The sequence below is a fragment of the Polaribacter pectinis genome (assembly GCF_014352875.1).
Lineage (GTDB): Bacteria > Bacteroidota > Bacteroidia > Flavobacteriales > Flavobacteriaceae > Polaribacter > Polaribacter pectinis.
The window spans coordinates 1826705-1843433 of record NZ_CP060695.1; the positions used below are offsets into that span (position 1 = coordinate 1826705).

The following is a 16729-nucleotide window of genomic DNA, read 5'->3' on the forward strand; positions in this document are numbered from 1 at the left end:
AAATGAGTTCTAATAGTTTTTTAAAATTTTAAAATAACATTAACTTATTATACGTTAAGACAAAAAAAAGCCTCATAAAAATGATTTATGAGGCTTCAATATTAATAAGTTTAAACTTATATTTTAAACGCTTTTTCTTGTGGAAAATAAGCCGTTTCTCCTAATTCTTCTTCAATTCTTAATAATTGATTGTATTTTGCCATTCTATCTGAACGAGATGCAGAACCAGTTTTAATTTGTCCACAGTTTAAAGCTACTGCTAAATCTGCAATTGTATTATCTTCTGTTTCACCAGATCTATGAGACATTACAGATGTAAAACCAGCGTTTTTAGCCATGTTTACAGCGGCAATAGTTTCAGTTAAACTACCAATTTGGTTTACTTTAATTAAAATTGAATTTGCAATTCCGTTTTCAATTCCTCTTGATAAACGTTCTACGTTTGTTACAAATAAATCATCTCCAACTAATTGAACTTTATCTCCGATTTTTTCAGTTAAATATTTCCAACCTTCCCAATCATTTTCGTCCATCCCATCTTCAATAGAAATAATAGGATATTTTGCTGCTAATTCTGCTAAATAATCTGCTTGTTCTTTACTTGAACGAACTTTACCTGTTGGTCCTTCAAAAAGAGAATAATCATATTTACCATCTTTATAAAATTCTGCAGCTGCACAATCTAATGCAATCATAACATCATCACCTAAAGTATAACCTGCATTATCTACTGCTTTTTTAATAGTATCTAATGCATCTTCAGTTCCACCTTCTAAATTCGGTGCAAAACCTCCTTCGTCACCTACAGCTGTAGATAAATTTCTGTCGTGTAAAACTTTCTTTAAATTATGAAATATTTCTGACCCCATTTGCATTGCTTGAGTAAAAGTTTCGGCTTTTACAGGCATTACCATAAACTCTTGAAATGCAATTGGTGCATCTGAATGAGAACCTCCATTAATGATATTCATCATTGGTACTGGTAAAGTATTTGCAGAAACTCCACCTACATATCTATATAAAGGCATACCTAATTCATTTGCTGCTGCTTTTGCTGCTGCTAAAGAAACACCTAAAATTGCGTTTGCTCCTAATTTAGATTTGTTTGGTGTTCCATCTAAATCAATCATTAATTGATCTATAGTGTTTTGTTCGAAAACAGAAACTCCTAAAAGTTCTTGAGCTATAATTTCGTTTACATTTTTAACAGCTTTTAAAACTCCTTTACCCATGTATGCTGTACCACCATCACGTAATTCTACTGCTTCATGTTCTCCTGTAGAAGCTCCAGAAGGAACTGCGGCTCTACCTAAAACTCCGTTTTCTGTTGTAACATCTACTTCTACTGTTGGATTACCTCTTGAATCGAAAATTTGACGTGCGTGAACGCTAATTATAATACTCATTTTATTTATTTTTTAATTAATGTTTTCTTAATTTAGTGTTGCTAATTTACAAAAAACCACTCTTTTGGGAGTGGTTTTAAATAGTTACTTACGAAAACGTTTTCAGTTATACTGTTAGTCGTTTAGGAAACTGATACTTTTTTACTATTCTTAATGTTCTTTATAAATTCATCGAATAAATATTCTGAATCATGTGGTCCAGGACTAGCTTCTGGGTGATATTGAACAGAAAAAGTATTTTTATCTTTAATTCTAATTCCTGCTACTGTATGGTCATTTAAATGAACATGTGTAATTTCTATATTTTCATTTGCTTCTGCTTCTTCTCTATTAATAGCAAAACCATGATTTTGAGAGGTAATTTCTCCTTTACCAGTTAACAAGTTTTTTACTGGATGATTAATTCCTCTATGACCATTATGCATTTTATAAGTAGAAATATTTTGCGATAATGCAATAACCTGATGTCCTAGACAAATACCAAATAAAGGTAAATTTCTTTTTATGATTTCTTTAGCAACTTCTTGAGCTTCTTTTAGTGGTTCTGGATCTCCAGGTCCATTTGAAATAAAATATCCATCTGGATTAAAATTTGATAAATCTTCAAATGAAGAATTATAAGGGAATACTTTTATGTAAGCTCCCCTTTTTGCTAAATTTCTTAAAATATTTTTTTTGATACCAATATCTAAAGCAGATATTTTAATTTCAGCTTTTTCATCACCAACAAAATATGGTTCTTTAGTAGACACTTTAGATGCTAACTCTAATCCTTCCATACTTGGTACTTTGGCTAGTTGATCTTTTAATGCTTCAATATTGTCAATTTCAGTAGAAATAATTGCATTCATTGCTCCATTATCTCTAATATATGCTACTAAAGCTCTTGTATCAACATCAGAAATAGCTACTAAATTATGTTTAGTAAACCAATCTTTTAAATTTCCGTCTGAATCTACCCTAGAATGTGTAAAACTAAAATTTCTACAAATTAATCCTGATATTTTAATTCCATCAGATTCTACTTCATTATCATTTACTCCATAATTACCTATATGAGCATTTGTTGCTACCATTAACTGTCCAAAATAAGATGGATCTGTAAAAATTTCTTGATAGCCTGTCATACCTGTATTAAAACAGATTTCTCCTGTAGATGTTCCTTCAATACCAACAGATTTTCCATAAAAAATTGTTCCGTCTGCTAATAAAACTAAAGCTTTTTTGCGTGTTTGATATTTCATTGATAGTTGTTGTGTTTGCTTTTGTGTTGATGCAAAAATATAAAAAAAGGGATAAACGTAAACGCTTATCCCTTTTATATAATTTAAAAAATTTTCATTTCTTATTCTTCAGATTTTTCTTCTGTTGCAGTTGTTTCTACTTGAGCTGAATCAGCTTTCTTGCTTCTTCCTCTACGAGTAGTTTTCTTTGCTTTTGTTCCTTTAGGATTATAGATTTCGTTATAATCAACTAATTCTACCATTGCCATAGGAGCATTATCTCCTTGACGGTTTCCTAATTTGATAATACGTAAATATCCTCCTGGTCTGTCTGCTACTTTTACAGAAATTTCTTTAAATAATTCTGTAACTGCAAATTTATCACGTAAAGAAGAAAATACAATACGTCTGTTGTGAGTTGTATCAGTTTTAGACTTTGTAATTAATGGTTCTGCAAATACTCTTAAAGCTTTTGCTTTTGCCACTGTTGTGTTAATACGCTTGTGCTCTATTAAAGAACAAGTCATATTAGCTAACATCGCTTTTCTGTGCGAAGTTGTTCTTCCTAAATGATTGTGTTTTTTTCCGTGTCTCATGACGCTTGTTTTATTCTTTCATCTTGCATCTACCCATTTTGAGGAGCAAAATATGAAAGGTTAATCTCTATCTAATTTGTATTTTGTTAAATCCATTCCGAAATTTAAACCTTTAACAATAACTAATTCTTCTAGTTCTGTTAATGATTTTTTACCGAAGTTACGGAACTTCATTAAATCGCTTTTGTTAAAGGAAACTAAATCTCCTAATGTATCTACTTCTGCAGCTTTTAAACAATTTAAAGCTCTTACAGATAAATCCATATCGATTAATCTAGTTTTTAATAACTGACGCATGTGTAATGATTCTTCATCATATGTTTCAGTTTGTGCAATTTCATCTGCCTCTAAAGTGATACGCTCATCAGAGAATAACATAAAGTGGTGGATTAATATCTTTGCAGCTTCAGTTAAAGCATCTTTAGGATTGATTGATCCATCAGTATCGATATCGAAAACTAATTTTTCATAATCCGTTTTTTGCTCTACACGAAAGTTTTCGATTGCATACTTTACATTCTTAATTGGCGTGTAAATAGAATCTGTAAAGATTGTTCCTATTGGTGCTGAAGCTTTTTTATTTTCTTCTGCAGGTACAAATCCTCTACCTTTTTCTATAGTAATTTCTGCATTTAACTTTACAGATTTATCCATGTTACAGATTACTAAATCTGGATTCAATACTTGAAAACCAGAAATAAATTTCTGTAAATCTCCTGCAGTAAACTGCTCTTGACCAGATACAGATACAGAAACTGTTTCTCTGTCTGTATCTTCAATTTGTTTCTTAAAACGAACTTGTTTTAAGTTTAAGATAATTTCTGTTACATCTTCTACGATACCACTAACTGTAGAAAACTCATGCTCTACACCATCTACTCTTAATGATGTAATTGCAAATCCTTCTAAAGATGATAAAAGTACTCTTCTTAACGCATTTCCAACCGTTAAACCAAAACCTGGTTCTAAAGGTCTGAACTCAAATCTACCAGAAAAATCTGTAGATTCTATCATTATAACTTTATCGGGCTTTTGAAAATTTAAAATTGCCATATTTCTTCTTTTTAATTGTTATTTAGTTGCGCGATTTATAAGTTTGAAGAAGTACAAATAAATCCTTTGGCTAAATACCAATGTGAATAATTTATTATTTAGAATATAATTCTACTATTAATTGCTCTTTGATGTTCTCTGGAATTTGTAATCTTTCTGGTACTTTTACAAAAGTTCCAGTTTTAGTATCATTGTTCCAAGTTAACCATTCAAAAACATTGTTGTTAGATGCTAATGCATCTTCAATAGCAACTAATGATTTAGATTTTTCTCTTACAGATACTACATCTCCTTCTTTTAAACTGTATGATGGAATATTAACTAATTCTCCATTTACAGTAATGTGTCTGTGAGAAACTAATTGACGAGCTCCACTTCTTGAGTTAGAAACTCCCATTCTGTAAACAACGTTATCTAAACGAGATTCACATAATTGTAATAAGATTTCACCAGTAATTCCAGATGCAGATTGTGCTTCTTTAAACAAGTTTCTGAACTGACGCTCTAAAATACCATAAGTATATTTTGCTTTTTGCTTCTCCATTAATTGAGTTGCATATTCAGATTTTTTTCCTCTTCTTCTTGCATTTCCATGCTGTCCTGGAGGGTAATTTCTTTTTTCGAAGTTTTTATCTTCTCCAAAGATTGCTTCGCCAAATTTACGAGCAATTTTAGTTTTTGGTCCTGTATATCTTGCCATTTCTTTTTTGTTATAGATAGGGATTATGAATTAAGGCTTACTCTCCTTCGATAATCTTATTCCTATCAAATTAAAATATAATTAATTGTGATATTCTCATTAAAGAGAACCTGAACTAAAATTCAGATTAAACTCTTCTTCTTTTTGGTGGACGACAACCATTATGAGGAATTGGTGTAACGTCAATAATTTCAGTTACCTCAATACCAGCATTGTGGATAGATCTAATAGCAGATTCTCTACCATTACCTGGACCTTTTACATAAACTTTTACTTTACGTAAACCTGCCTCTTTTGCAACGTTTGCACAATCTTCTGCTGCTAATTGAGCTGCATATGGAGTATTCTTTTTAGAACCTCTAAAACCCATTTTACCTGCAGATGACCATGAAATTACGTCACCTTTTTTATTTGTTAAAGAAATAATGATATTGTTAAAAGATGCTGTTACATGCGCTTCTCCAACTGCTTCTATTATTACTTTACGTTTTTTTGAACTTGCTTTTGCCATAATTATTCAGTTTTAGTAATTTAGTTTTCTAATTTTATAGTAAAACTATTATTAGATCTTTATTACTTATCTAACTTATTTTTTCTTGTTAGCTACAGTTTTTCTCTTACCTTTTCTTGTACGAGAATTGTTTTTAGTTCTTTGTCCTCTTAATGGAAGACCAAGTCTATGACGAATTCCTCTTTGACAACCAATATCCATCAAACGTTTGATGTTTATTTGAACTTCTGAACGTAATTCACCTTCAATTGTGAAAGATCCAACTTGTTCTCTAATTGCTGCGATTTGATCATCAGTCCAGTCTTGAACTTTAATACTTTCGTCTACTTTTGCTTCTGCTAAAACTTTTTTAGCTCTGCTGCTTCCTATACCAAAGATGTAAGTTAAAGCAATAACTCCTCTTTTATTCTTTGGAATATCAATACCTGCTATTCTTGCCATTACCCTTGTCTTTGTTTAAATCTAGGATTTTGTTTATTAATCACATATAATCTGCCTTTTCTGCGAACTATTTTGCAGTCGGCACTTCTTTTTTTAACTGATGCTCTAACTTTCATCGTTTCTAATTTTATTTAAAAATTAAAAGATTTAAAAATTTAAATTACAACCTTCTAATCTTCTAATTATTAATTCATTAATACCTGTAAGTAATTCTTGCCTTTGATAAATCGTATGGGCTCATTTCTAATTTTACCTTATCTCCAGGTAAAAGTTTAATATAATGCATACGCATTTTACCAGAAATGTGTGCCGTAACAATATGTCCGTTTTCTAATTCTACACGAAACATTGCATTAGATAATGCTTCTGTTATTGTTCCGTCTTGTTGAATTGCTGATTGTTTAGCCATACTATTTGTTATTCGATTTTCTGTTGCTATTTCCCGCTTTCATTAAACCATCATAATGACGATTTAACAAATACGAATTTATTTGCTGCATGGTATCAATTGCTACTCCTACCATGATTATTAATGATGTTCCACCATAAAACATAGCCCAACTTTGTTGTACTCCAAATTGAACTACAATTGCTGGCAAGATAGATAAAGCTGCAAGGAATAACGATCCTGGGAAAGTAATTCTAGACAATACACTATCTAATCTATCTGCAGTATCTTTTCCTGGTCTAATTCCTGGAATAAAACCACCACTTCTCTTTAAATCTTCAGCCATTTTATTCGTAGGAATAGTTATTGCTGTATAGAAAAAACTAAAGATAATAATTAACAATGCAAAAATAACATTGTATCCTAAACCATTAATATCTTGCAAACTTGCCATAAATGGAAATCTTTGCGCTAAAGCAACTGGTAAAAACATAATTGCTTGTGCAAATATAATAGGCATAACCCCTGCTGCATTTAATTTCAAAGGAATATAATCCCTAGAACCAGCAACATTTTGTATGTTCCCTGCAACTGTTCTTCTGGCATATTGTACTGCAATCTTTCGAACAGCAGTAACCAATAGTACAGTTAATAAAATCACTACAAACCAAACAATGATCTCGATAAGAACCATCATAATTCCACCAGCACCAGCATTTGTTGTTTTTGCAACAAATTCTTGTAAAAATGCCGCTGGAAAATTAGCGATAATACCTACAGTAATTAATAATGAAATACCATTACCAACACCTTTGTCTGTAATACGCTCACCTAACCACATTGCAAAAATTGTTCCTGCAGTTAAAATAATAATAGATGAAATCCAGAAAGTTGGTCCACTAACTAAAAACGCTTCTGGTCCTAAACCAAACTGTGTTTTAATAGCAGTAATATACGTTGGAGCTTGTACCAATGTAATACCAATAGTTAACCATCTTGTAATTTGAGTAATTTTCTTACGTCCACTTTCTCCATCCTTTTGTAATTTCTGTAAATAAGGAACTGCAATTCCCATTAACTGAACTACAATAGATGCAGAAATATAAGGCATAATACCAAGTGCCATTACTGACGCTCTAGCAAATGCTCCTCCTGTAAATGCATTCAATAATCCTAAAAGACCTCCTGAAGTACTTTCTTTTAATGCTGAAAGTTGTAATGGGTCTATTCCTGGTAAAGGAACAGCTGCCATAAAACGATACACAGCAATTAAACCGATCGTAAGAAGAATTTTGTTCTTTAATTCTTCAATCTTAAAAATGTCTTTTAGTGTATTAATAAAATTCATATTTACGTTTCTTATAAAGTAGCTGCTTCTCCACCAGCCGCTTCAATAGCCGCTTTTGCAGTTGCAGTGTACTTATGTACAGTGATATTTAATTTAGCTTTTAATTCTCCGTTTCCTAATATTTTTACTAGGTCGTTTTTACCTGCTAATCTATTAGCAATTAAAATATCTAAATCAACTGTATCTGTTATCTTTCCGCTATCTACTAAAGATTGTAATTTATCTAAATTGATTCCCTGATATTCCTTGCGGTTTATATTAGTGAAACCAAATTTAGGTACACGTCTTTGAAGTGGCATTTGCCCACCTTCAAAACCTATCTTTTTAGAATAACCAGAACGAGATTTCTGTCCGTTGTGACCTCTTGTTGCAGTACCACCTTTTCCAGATCCTTCACCTCTTGCAATTCTTTTTCCTTTTTTAATGGAACCTTCTGCCGGTGTTAAATTATGTAAACTCATTTTTCTATATGTCTTATTTAATTTCTTCGAAAGAAACTAAGTGTTTAACTGTATTTACCATACCAATAATTGTAGGAGTTGCCTCGTGTTCTACAGTTTGGTTCATTCTACGTAAACCTAAAGCTTCTAAAGTTCTCTTTTGATTCTGAAGACGCCCGATTTGACTTTTTACTTGTGTAACTCTAATTTTTGCCATCGTTCTAGATTTATCCGTTAAAAACTTTCTCTAAAGAAATTCCTCTTTGTTTAGCAATTGATGCTGCACTACGTAATTGTAATAATGCATTAAAAGTTGCTTTTACAACATTGTGAGGGTTTGATGATCCTTGAGATTTTGATAATACATCATGTATACCAACTGACTCTAATACGTGCCTTACAGCACCACCGGCTATAACTCCTGTACCATGAGATGCTGGCTTTAAAAATACCTTTGCACCACCAAATTTCCCTTTTTGTTCGTGAGGTAAAGTTGCATCTAAAATTGGAATTCTAACTAAATTTTTCTTTGCATCTTCAACTGCTTTTGCAATTGCAGAAGAAACATCTTTAGACTTTCCTAATCCATGACCAACAACACCATTACCATCTCCAACTACTACGATTGCAGAGAAACCAAATGCTCTACCACCTTTAGTTACTTTGGTAACACGTTGTACACCTACTAACCTATCTACAAGCTCTAATCCGCTTGGCTTAACTCTTTCTACGTTTTTATATCCTTGCATAATTTCTTAAAATTTTAAACCAGCTTCTCTTGCAGCTTCTGCTAATACTTTAACTCTACCGTGATATAAATACCCGTTTCTATCGAAAGCAACTGTTTCTACACCAGCTTTAGTAGCTTTTTCTGCGATTGATTTACCAACTTCAGTTGCTGCTTCTGATTTAGAACCTGCTTTTATATCTCTTGATGAAACACTAGCTATTGTAACTCCGTTTACATCATTTATTAATTGAGCGTAAATCTCTTTATTACTTCTATAAACCGATAATCTTGGTTTTGTAGCTGTACCAGAAATGATTTTTCTAATTCTACGCTTAATTCTAGTTCTTCTTTGTAGCTTTGATAATGCCATAATGCTATATTATATTATGCAGACTTACCTGCTTTTCTTCTTAATATTTCACCTACAAACTTAACTCCTTTACCTTTATAAGGTTCTGGCGCTCTGAAAGAACGAATCTTTGCAGCAATTTGACCAACTAATTGTTTATCAAATGAAGTTAATTTAATGATTGGGTTTTTCCCTTTCTCTGATATTGTTTCAACTTTTACTTCTGGAGCTAATTCTAAAACAATATTATGAGAGAAACCTAAAGCTAAATCTAATTTCTGACCTTGATTAGAGGCTCTATAACCTACACCAACCAATTCTAAATCTTTAGACCAACCTTTACTTACACCTTCAATCATGTTAAAGATTAAAGCTCTCATTAAACCATGTTGTGCTTTATGGTTCTTACTTTCAGATGCTCTTACTAATGTAATAACACCATCTTCTATTGTTATTGATATACCGTCTGAAATAGTCTGAGTCAACTCACCTAATTTACCTTTTACGGTTACAACATTGTCTTTTATGTTTACATCTACACCTTGTGGAATGCTAACGGGATTTTTTCCTATTCTACTCATCTCTTAAGGTTTAATAAACGTAACATAAAACTTCTCCTCCAACATTTTCTTGACGTGCTTTTTTGTTTGTCATTACACCTTTAGATGTAGAAACAATAGCAATTCCAAGTCCGTTTAACACTCTTGGCATCTCTGTAGAGCCAACGTATTTACGTAAACCTGGTGTACTAATTCGTTGAATTTTTCTAATTACTGACTCTTTTGTAATCTTGTCATATTTTAAAGCTATTTTAATAGTTCCCTGAACATTATCAGCATTGAACTGGTAGCTTAAAATATACCCTTGATCAAACAAAATTTTAGTCATTTCCTTCTTCAAGTTTGAAGCCGGAATTTCCACTACTCTGTGTCCTGCAGCGATTGCATTTCTTACTCTAGTAAGAAAATCCGCGATTGGATCTGTATACATACTTATTTATAATTGCGATTCCGGTTTTCAACTACCTCTATTTATGCTACAGATTTCTCTGTGATAATTGAACCTATAATCAGTTAAAATTCTTATACTCAAAAAAAATAGAGCGTGCAAAGATACACATTCTATTTTTATTTTTAAGCTTTATTTTTAATTTCTACCAACTTGCTTTTTTAACACCTGGTATTAATCCTTGATTTGCCATTTCACGAAAAGTTACACGAGACAAACCAAACTGACGCATATATCCTTTTGGACGACCAGTTAATTTACATCTATTGTGTAATCTTACTGGCGATGCATTCTTTGGTAACTTCTGTAATGCATCATAGTCTCCGGCTTCTTTTAAAGCTTTTCTCTTTTCAGCATACTTTGCTACTACACGTTCTCTTTTGCGCTCACGCGCTTTCATTGATTCTTTAGCCATTTCTTAATTTTTTTTGAATGGTAAACCTAATTCTCCTAATAATGACTTTGCTTCTTTATCAGTTTCAGCAGATGTTACAAAAGTAATATCCATTCCATTGATTTTTTTAACTTGGTCAATATTTATTTCTGGGTAGATGATTTGTTCAGTAATACCTAAATTGTAATTACCTCTTCCATCAAAACCATTAGCTTTTATACCGTTAAAATCTCTTACACGAGGTAAAGAAGCTGTAACTAATCTATCTAAAAACTCGTACATTTTATCTCCACGTAAAGTAACTTTAACACCAATTGGCATTCCTTTACGTAATTTAAAAGCTGCAACGTCTTTTTTAGACATCGTAGAAATAGCTTTCTGACCAGTAATTTTAGTCAACTCTTCTACGGCATAATCTATTAATTTCTTATCTGCAATTGCTGCACCAACACCTTTAGAAACAACTATTTTTTCTAATTTTGGTACTTGCATTACATTCTTATAACTGAATTCTTCAGTAAGAGCTTTTATAACTCTTTCTTTGTATTCTGCCTTTAATCTTGGTACGTAACTCATGATTATTATTATTTTTTAGTTTTTTTAGAGACTCTAGTCTTCGTATCTCCATCAACTTTATAACCTACTCTTACAGCAACACCATCTTCTACTAACAATACATTAGAAATGTGTAATGATGCTTCTTTTTTTACAATACCACCTTGAGGGTTTTGAGCACTTGGTTTGGTGTGTTTTGAAACTAAATTCACACCTTCTACTAATACTCTATCCTTGTCTTTGATAATTTGTAAAACTTTACCTTCTGATCCTTTATGATCTCCTGCAATTACTTTTACAGTATCTCCTGATTTTATTTTAAACTTCTTCATTTTATGATAATTTAAAGCACTTCAGGTGCTAATGATACTATTTTCATGAATTGTTTCTCACGAAGTTCACGAGCAACAGGACCGAATACACGTGTTCCTCTCATTTCCTCTGTAGGATTTAAAAGTACACAGGCGTTATCATCAAATCTGATGTATGATCCGTCTTTACGTCTAACTTCTTTCTTGGTTCTTACAACAACTGCTCTAGATACTTGACCTTTTTTTACAGTTCCGTTAGGAGTTGCAGATTTAACAGATACTACAATCTTGTCTCCAATACTTGCGTAACGTTTTCTTGTTCCTCCTAAAACTCTAATTACTAAAACTTCTTTTGCTCCAGTATTATCTGCGACTTTTAATCTTGATTCTGTCTGTAACATATTATTTAGCTCTTTCTAGGATTTCTACTAATCTCCAACGTTTAGATTTACTCATAGGTCTTGTTTCCATGATTCTAACAGTATCTCCTTCGTTGCAATCATTCTGTTCGTCGTGTGCAACGTACTTCTTAGTCTTTAATACGAACTTTCCGTACATTGGGTGTTTTACTCTTTTAGTTTCTGCAACTACAATAGATTTCTCCATTTTGTTACTAGATACAACACCAATTCTCTCTTTTCTAAGATTTCTTTTTTCCATCTTTAAAATTGACTATAGAATTATTGTAATTCTCTTTTTGTTAATTCTGTTGCAATTCTTGCTACAGTTCTTCTTAAGCTTCTTAACTGCAATGGGTTTTCCATTGGAGTTATGGCGTGAGCCATCTTAAGATCAGTATAATTCTTTTGCAACGCTCCAAGCTTTTCATTTAGATCTGCTATGGATAATTCTTTTATTTCTGATTGTTTCATTCTATTTAGAATTAAGCGTTAATATCAAAATCTCTAGCTATAACAAACTTCGTTCTTACTGGAAGTTTTTGAGCTGCTAAACGTAAAGCTTCTTTTGCTACATTCATTGGCACTCCACCAACTTCAAACAAAATTCTACCTGGCTTGATAACTGCAACAAAATGATCTGGTGCTCCTTTACCCTTACCCATACGTACCTCTAAAGGTTTCTTTGTGATAGGCTTGTCTGGAAATACTTTAATCCATAACTGACCTTCTCTTTTCATATGACGAGTTGCCGCGATACGAGCTGCTTCAATTTGACGAGAAGTTAACAAGTTCTGATCGATAGATTTGATACCAAACATTCCGTTAGAAAGTTGATTTCCTCTACCAGAAATACCTGTCATATTTCCTTTCGCCTTCTGTACCTTACGGTATTTTACTCTTTTTGGCTGTAACATTTTTAATTTCTAATTTTAAAAATTATTTTCTTCTACGAGGTTGTTGACGTTTAGATCTATCACCACCACCTTTATTACCAGACTGTTTTTTAGACAAACCTACTAATGGAGATAATTCTCTCTTACCATAAACCTCACCTTTCATAATCCATACTTTAATACCTAATCTTCCGTATGTAGTATGAGCTTCAACAAGTGCATAATCGATATCAGCTCTAAAAGTAGAAAGAGGAATTCTACCTTCTTTAAAATGCTCTGAACGTGCCATTTCTGCTCCATTTAAACGACCAGAAATTTGGATTTTAATCCCTTCAGCATTCATACGCATTGTTGCTTGAATAGCCATTTTAATTGCTCTCTTGTAAGAAATTCTATTTTCAATTTGACGCGCTACACTAGTTGCTACTAATTTAGCATCTAACTCTGGACGTTTGATTTCAAAAATATTAATTTGAACTTCTTTACCTGTAATTTTTTTAAGCTCTTCTTTTAACTTGTCTACCTCTTGACCACCTTTACCGATAATAATACCAGGTCTTGCAGTTGTGATAGTAACGGTTACAAGTTTAAGTGTACGCTCTATAATTACTCTAGAAACACTTGCTTTAGATAATCTAGCATTAATATACTTTCTTATCTTATCATCTTCAGCAATCTTATCTCCGTAGTCATTTCCACCATACCAGTTAGACTCCCAACCTCTGATGATTCCTAAACGATTTCCTATTGGATTTGTTTTTTGTCCCATTTCTACTTTGATTAATTACTTAAATTTTTAGAACCTAACTCTAAAGTAACGTGATTAGAACGCTTACGAATTCTATGAGCACGCCCTTGTGGAGCTGGTCTTAATCTTTTTAACATTCCTGCGCTATCTACATAAATAGATTTCACAAACAATCCAGCGTCTTCTATAGATGCATCTTCATTTTTAGCTTGCCAGTTTGCAATTGCAGACAATAACAATTTTTCTAAATTGATTGATGCTTCTTTTGGGCTGAACTTTAAGATTTGTAAAGCTTTTTCAACTTCTACGCCTCTTATTTGATCTGCTACTAAACGCATTTTTCTTGGTGATGTAGGACAGTTAGTAAGCTTCGCGAAAGCACGTTGCTTTCTATCTGCTTTTAACTGATCTGCCATATTTTTTTTACGAACTCCCATTGCCTACTATTTTTTACCTTTATTTTTTGCACCAGCATGTCCTCTAAATGAACGAGTTGGTGAAAATTCGCCTAACTTATGCCCCACCATGTTTTCTGTAACATAAACTGGTACAAACTGACGTCCATTATGAACAGCGATAGTTTGTCCAACAAAATCTGGAGAAATCATACTTGCTCTAGACCAAGTTTTGATTACAGTTTTGTTTCCAGCCTCTACATTAGCTAACACTTTTTTCTCTAATTTATAGTGAATGTAAGGTCCTTTTTTTAATGATCTTGCCATAACTTAATTATTTCTTTCTACGTTCGATAATGTACTTATTACTAGCTTTAGTCTTAGATCTAGTTTTAAATCCTTTTGCAGGAATACCATTTCTAGATCTTGGATGACCACCTGAAGCACGTCCTTCTCCACCACCCATTGGATGATCTACAGGATTCATTCTTACAGCGTTCACTCTTGGTCTTCTTCCTAACCATCTTCTTCTACCTGCTTTACCTGAAACTAGTAATTGATGATCTGAATTAGATACAACTCCAATTGTTGCCATACAAGTTAACAAGATTAATCTTGTTTCACCTGAAGGTAACTTAACTGTAGCATACTTACCATCTCTTGCCATTAATTGAGCAAAAGAACCAGCAGAACGAGCCATAACAGCACCTTGACCTGGACGTAATTCTATACAAGAAATTGTTGTTCCTAAAGGAATTTCACTTAACGTCATTGCATTTCCAATCTCTGGAGCAGCACCGTTACCTGAAAATATTACTTGACCTACTTTTAAACCGTTTTGTGCAATTACATAACGTTTTTCTCCATCAGCATAACTTAATAGTGCAATAAATGCAGTACGATTTGGATCGTATTCTATAGTTTTTACTGTTGCGGGAATACCATTTTTATCTCTTTTAAAATCGATAATACGATATCTTTGTTTATGACCACCTCCTATATTACGAGTTGTCATTCTACCCTGACTGTTTCGACCTCCAGATCGTTTTTTCGGAGCAAGTAAACTTTTCTCCGGCTTATCAGTTGTTATGGTGTCGAACCCATTTACAACTCTAAAACGCTGACCTGGTGTTATTGGTTTTAATTTTCTAACTGACATTTGTCTTTCTTAAAGATTGTTATAAAAATCAATGCTTTCTCCTTCTGCTACTTGAACGATAGCCTTCTTGTACCCACTCTTTACTCCAGTTACTAAACCTTTTTTAGTAAATTTTGTATTTCTTTGAATTGGATAGTTTAAAGTTTTAACGCTTAAAATAGAAACTCCGTATGCTTTTTCAACAGCATCTTTAATTTCTAATTTATTAGCTTTTTTCTCTACAACAAAAGTGAAACGATTGAACAATTCACTATCGTTTGTTGCTTTTTCCGTAATAATAGGTTTTATTAAAATACTCATTTCGAATCCCTATTTATTGGTTAAATTTGTGTTTATACCTTCTAAAGAACCTTCAGTAATAACAATCTTATTAGCATTTAAAACACCATAAGTATTAATTTCTGAAGCCTTAATTACTTTAGAATTTTTTAAATTACGTGATGATAAATACACATTAGTATTTTCATTACCTAAAACAAATAAAGATTTTTTAGTATCTAATTCTAATGCCTTTAAAACATTAGTAAAGTTTTTTGTTTTTGGAGTTTCGAAATCGAAATCTTCAACAACAACTAAATTCTTATCATTTGCTTGAATACTTAAAGCAGACTTACGTGCTAAACGCTTTAAGTTTTTATTCAATTTAAAAGAATAACTTCTTGGTCTTGGACCAAACATACGTCCACCACCTCTAAAAACACCAGACTTGATTGAACCTGCTCTTGCAGTACCAGTTCCTTTTTGTTTTTTTATCTTTCTTGTAGAACCACTAATTTCAGCTCTTTCTTTAGATTTATGTGTTCCTTGACGCTGATTTGCCAAATACTGTTTTACATCTAAATAAATAGCGTGATCATTAGGCTCTATACCGAATACATCTTTAGAAAGTTCAACTTTCCTACCTGTATCTTTTCCTGTAATATCTAAAACTGCTACTTTCATTATTTCTGAATAGTTACAAAAGCATTTTTGTGTCCAGGAACAGCTCCTTTAACAACAAGTAAGTTCTTTTCAGCAACTACTTTTAATACTCTTAAGTTTTGTACTTTCACTTTATCTCCTCCCATTCTTCCTGCCATACGCATTCCTTTGAATACTCTAGCTGGATAAGATGCAGCACCAATTGAACCTGGAGCTCTTAAACGGTTATGTTGACCATGAGTTGCTTGACCAACACCAGCGAAACCGTGACGTTTTACAACTCCTTGAAAACCTTTACCTTTTGATACACCAGATACATCAACAAATTCTCCTTCAGCAAAATGATCTACTGTGATAGAATCTCCTAATTTATACTCTTGATCAAATCCTTGAAATTCAACGACTTTCTTTTTAGCAGTGGTGCCAGCTTTTTTAAAGTGACCGTCTAACGACTTGTTAGAACTCTTCGCCTTTTTGTCATCGAAACCAAGCTGCAACGCATTGTAGCCGTCAACCTCTTCGGTTCTGACTTGGGTAACAACGCAAGGACCTGCTTCGATTACCGTACAAGGAATATTCTTCCCGTTTTCGTCGAATAAGCTGGTCATTCCAATTTTTCTTCCTATTAACCCAGACATTTAGTTAAAATTTTTAGACGATAGATATAATAAATCCAGCGCGTCTATTAGTAATTATTTGTTTGAAACTATTGTTTCTTTTTTTTGTCTTTTGAATTTCGGTCAAAAAAAACAGCGCAAA

Annotated in this window: 30 protein-coding genes; all 30 read right to left on the reverse strand. The window is 32.6% G+C overall.

Going from position 1 to position 16729, the window contains the following annotated elements:
- Positions 1 to 116: 116 nt before the first annotated feature.
- A complete protein-coding gene (gene eno, locus H9W90_RS08325; RefSeq protein WP_187481170.1) occupies positions 117 to 1406 on the reverse strand; it encodes a phosphopyruvate hydratase in 1290 nt (429 codons plus the stop codon).
- 122 nt (positions 1407 to 1528) lie between these two features.
- Positions 1529 to 2650 carry a glutamine-hydrolyzing carbamoyl-phosphate synthase small subunit gene (carA, locus tag H9W90_RS08330; protein WP_187481171.1) on the reverse strand — a complete coding sequence of 374 codons (1122 nt, stop codon included), beginning with the start codon at positions 2648 to 2650 and terminating at the stop codon, positions 1529 to 1531.
- 101 nt (positions 2651 to 2751) lie between these two features.
- Positions 2752 to 3225, reverse strand: coding sequence for a 50S ribosomal protein L17 (rplQ, locus tag H9W90_RS08335; protein ID WP_187481172.1), 474 nt, complete (start codon positions 3223 to 3225; stop codon positions 2752 to 2754).
- Between the two features lie 60 nt (positions 3226 to 3285).
- The gene (locus H9W90_RS08340; RefSeq protein WP_187481173.1) at positions 3286 to 4278 is read right to left on the reverse strand and encodes a DNA-directed RNA polymerase subunit alpha; all 993 of its coding nucleotides are present in this window, start codon (positions 4276 to 4278) and stop codon (positions 3286 to 3288) included.
- A gap of 94 nt (positions 4279 to 4372) precedes the next feature.
- On the reverse strand, positions 4373 to 4978 hold the full coding sequence (gene rpsD / locus H9W90_RS08345) for a 30S ribosomal protein S4 (protein ID WP_187481174.1): 606 nt from the start codon (positions 4976 to 4978) through the stop codon (positions 4373 to 4375).
- Between the two features lie 127 nt (positions 4979 to 5105).
- Positions 5106 to 5489 carry a 30S ribosomal protein S11 gene (gene rpsK, locus H9W90_RS08350; protein WP_100947468.1) on the reverse strand — a complete coding sequence of 128 codons (384 nt, stop codon included), beginning with the start codon at positions 5487 to 5489 and terminating at the stop codon, positions 5106 to 5108.
- A 75-nt stretch (positions 5490 to 5564) separates the two neighbouring features.
- Complete coding sequence (gene rpsM / locus H9W90_RS08355; RefSeq protein WP_077809819.1) at positions 5565 to 5930, reverse strand: 30S ribosomal protein S13; 366 nt, start codon at positions 5928 to 5930, stop codon at positions 5565 to 5567.
- Positions 5930 to 6046, reverse strand: a complete 117-nt coding sequence (gene ykgO, locus H9W90_RS08360) for a type B 50S ribosomal protein L36 (protein WP_004568720.1) — start codon at positions 6044 to 6046, stop codon at positions 5930 to 5932. The genes rpsM and ykgO overlap by 1 nt, the downstream gene beginning before the upstream one ends.
- A gap of 77 nt (positions 6047 to 6123) precedes the next feature.
- Positions 6124 to 6339, reverse strand: a complete 216-nt coding sequence (gene infA / locus H9W90_RS08365) for a translation initiation factor IF-1 (protein WP_004568721.1) — start codon at positions 6337 to 6339, stop codon at positions 6124 to 6126.
- A gap of 1 nt (position 6340) precedes the next feature.
- Positions 6341 to 7666 carry a preprotein translocase subunit SecY gene (gene secY, locus H9W90_RS08370; protein WP_187481175.1) on the reverse strand — a complete coding sequence of 442 codons (1326 nt, stop codon included), beginning with the start codon at positions 7664 to 7666 and terminating at the stop codon, positions 6341 to 6343.
- Between the two features lie 11 nt (positions 7667 to 7677).
- Entirely contained in the window at positions 7678 to 8127 is a 450-nt protein-coding gene (rplO, locus tag H9W90_RS08375) for a 50S ribosomal protein L15 (RefSeq protein ID WP_187481176.1), read from the reverse strand.
- Between the two features lie 13 nt (positions 8128 to 8140).
- Positions 8141 to 8323 carry a 50S ribosomal protein L30 gene (gene rpmD / locus H9W90_RS08380; RefSeq protein WP_187481177.1) on the reverse strand — a complete coding sequence of 61 codons (183 nt, stop codon included), beginning with the start codon at positions 8321 to 8323 and terminating at the stop codon, positions 8141 to 8143.
- Positions 8324 to 8333: 10 nt separating this feature from the next.
- Positions 8334 to 8858 (reverse strand): 30S ribosomal protein S5, encoded by a 525-nt coding sequence (gene rpsE, locus H9W90_RS08385; protein WP_302849814.1) that lies wholly within the window; start codon positions 8856 to 8858, stop codon positions 8334 to 8336.
- A gap of 3 nt (positions 8859 to 8861) precedes the next feature.
- Positions 8862 to 9206, reverse strand: a complete 345-nt coding sequence (gene rplR, locus H9W90_RS08390; protein ID WP_187481179.1) for a 50S ribosomal protein L18 — start codon at positions 9204 to 9206, stop codon at positions 8862 to 8864.
- A gap of 14 nt (positions 9207 to 9220) precedes the next feature.
- On the reverse strand, positions 9221 to 9766 hold the full coding sequence (gene rplF / locus H9W90_RS08395; protein ID WP_187481180.1) for a 50S ribosomal protein L6: 546 nt from the start codon (positions 9764 to 9766) through the stop codon (positions 9221 to 9223).
- Between the two features lie 10 nt (positions 9767 to 9776).
- A complete protein-coding gene (rpsH, locus tag H9W90_RS08400; RefSeq protein WP_187481181.1) occupies positions 9777 to 10175 on the reverse strand; it encodes a 30S ribosomal protein S8 in 399 nt (132 codons plus the stop codon).
- Between the two features lie 163 nt (positions 10176 to 10338).
- The gene (rpsN, locus tag H9W90_RS08405; protein WP_187481182.1) at positions 10339 to 10608 is read right to left on the reverse strand and encodes a 30S ribosomal protein S14; all 270 of its coding nucleotides are present in this window, start codon (positions 10606 to 10608) and stop codon (positions 10339 to 10341) included.
- Positions 10609 to 10611: 3 nt separating this feature from the next.
- Positions 10612 to 11163, reverse strand: a complete 552-nt coding sequence (rplE, locus tag H9W90_RS08410) for a 50S ribosomal protein L5 (protein ID WP_187481183.1) — start codon at positions 11161 to 11163, stop codon at positions 10612 to 10614.
- A gap of 8 nt (positions 11164 to 11171) precedes the next feature.
- On the reverse strand, positions 11172 to 11474 hold the full coding sequence (rplX, locus tag H9W90_RS08415) for a 50S ribosomal protein L24 (protein WP_187481184.1): 303 nt from the start codon (positions 11472 to 11474) through the stop codon (positions 11172 to 11174).
- A gap of 11 nt (positions 11475 to 11485) precedes the next feature.
- The gene (rplN, locus tag H9W90_RS08420; protein WP_004568733.1) at positions 11486 to 11854 is read right to left on the reverse strand and encodes a 50S ribosomal protein L14; all 369 of its coding nucleotides are present in this window, start codon (positions 11852 to 11854) and stop codon (positions 11486 to 11488) included.
- 1 nt (position 11855) lies between these two features.
- A complete protein-coding gene (gene rpsQ / locus H9W90_RS08425) occupies positions 11856 to 12113 on the reverse strand; it encodes a 30S ribosomal protein S17 (RefSeq protein ID WP_065320234.1) in 258 nt (85 codons plus the stop codon).
- 20 nt (positions 12114 to 12133) lie between these two features.
- The gene (rpmC, locus tag H9W90_RS08430) at positions 12134 to 12325 is read right to left on the reverse strand and encodes a 50S ribosomal protein L29 (protein ID WP_087565044.1); all 192 of its coding nucleotides are present in this window, start codon (positions 12323 to 12325) and stop codon (positions 12134 to 12136) included.
- Between the two features lie 11 nt (positions 12326 to 12336).
- A complete protein-coding gene (gene rplP / locus H9W90_RS08435; RefSeq protein WP_187481185.1) occupies positions 12337 to 12768 on the reverse strand; it encodes a 50S ribosomal protein L16 in 432 nt (143 codons plus the stop codon).
- A 22-nt stretch (positions 12769 to 12790) separates the two neighbouring features.
- Positions 12791 to 13516 carry a 30S ribosomal protein S3 gene (rpsC, locus tag H9W90_RS08440; protein WP_187481186.1) on the reverse strand — a complete coding sequence of 242 codons (726 nt, stop codon included), beginning with the start codon at positions 13514 to 13516 and terminating at the stop codon, positions 12791 to 12793.
- Between the two features lie 11 nt (positions 13517 to 13527).
- The gene (gene rplV / locus H9W90_RS08445; protein ID WP_187481187.1) at positions 13528 to 13932 is read right to left on the reverse strand and encodes a 50S ribosomal protein L22; all 405 of its coding nucleotides are present in this window, start codon (positions 13930 to 13932) and stop codon (positions 13528 to 13530) included.
- Positions 13933 to 13938: 6 nt separating this feature from the next.
- Positions 13939 to 14217, reverse strand: a complete 279-nt coding sequence (gene rpsS, locus H9W90_RS08450) for a 30S ribosomal protein S19 (RefSeq protein WP_109403430.1) — start codon at positions 14215 to 14217, stop codon at positions 13939 to 13941.
- A gap of 7 nt (positions 14218 to 14224) precedes the next feature.
- Entirely contained in the window at positions 14225 to 15049 is an 825-nt protein-coding gene (rplB, locus tag H9W90_RS08455) for a 50S ribosomal protein L2 (RefSeq protein ID WP_187481188.1), read from the reverse strand.
- A gap of 9 nt (positions 15050 to 15058) precedes the next feature.
- On the reverse strand, positions 15059 to 15349 hold the full coding sequence (rplW, locus tag H9W90_RS08460) for a 50S ribosomal protein L23 (protein WP_187481189.1): 291 nt from the start codon (positions 15347 to 15349) through the stop codon (positions 15059 to 15061).
- Between the two features lie 9 nt (positions 15350 to 15358).
- The gene (rplD, locus tag H9W90_RS08465; protein ID WP_187481190.1) at positions 15359 to 15991 is read right to left on the reverse strand and encodes a 50S ribosomal protein L4; all 633 of its coding nucleotides are present in this window, start codon (positions 15989 to 15991) and stop codon (positions 15359 to 15361) included.
- Positions 15991 to 16608: a 50S ribosomal protein L3 gene (rplC, locus tag H9W90_RS08470; protein ID WP_187481191.1), complete on the reverse strand. Its 618-nt coding sequence runs from the start codon at positions 16606 to 16608 to the stop codon at positions 15991 to 15993. Before rplC ends, rplD begins: the two co-directional genes overlap by 1 nt.
- Between the last annotated feature and the right edge of the window lie 121 nt (positions 16609 to 16729).